Here is a 525-nt window from a genome sequence, read left to right on the forward strand (position 1 = left end):
AAGCCCTGCGCGCCGCTGGCGACATCACCCGCGCCCGCGCGTTCCAGCGTGCCGAGCAAGCCGAGGATACCGTTGGTACTAGCCCGCTCGCGGGCGTAGGAGGCATTCCCCTCCATATGCGGGAACTGTGCCGCACTTGCGATCCGCCGCTCTGCGATACTTTCTGCAAGGCGATAGGCGCTTGCCCGCAGATCCAGGTTGGCGGACGCGACCTGTTGTTCCAGTGCGGTCAGCACCGGATCGCGATAGATCGTCCACCATTGCGGATCGGCGGGACTTTCCTCCGGTCGGCTTTCAGCATCGGTCATGCTGCGATGCCAGTGCGGCCCGCTTGCGATATCGGGCTTGTTATAGTCGGGCCCAACCGTGCAGGCGCCGATTAGGAGCATGCTCGCCAGGGAGAGCGTGCGTTGGCTGAAGCCTATGGTCATGATCCGTTCCTCACCGCCACAAATAGCGGGGATCGTTCGCCCTTACGCCCTCGGGATGCGATGCCGTGTCGATCCGGACTTCGACCGACATCCC

At 63.8% G+C, this 525-nt stretch carries 1 pseudogene; it reads right to left on the reverse strand.

The window, feature by feature from the left end:
* A pseudogene (locus AA0535_RS10985) lies at positions 1–431 on the reverse strand (efflux transporter outer membrane subunit); the annotation flags it as partial.
* Positions 432–525 lie beyond the last annotated feature (94 nt).

It is taken from the genome of Asaia krungthepensis NRIC 0535, assembly GCF_025995175.1.
Lineage (GTDB): Bacteria > Pseudomonadota > Alphaproteobacteria > Acetobacterales > Acetobacteraceae > Asaia > Asaia krungthepensis.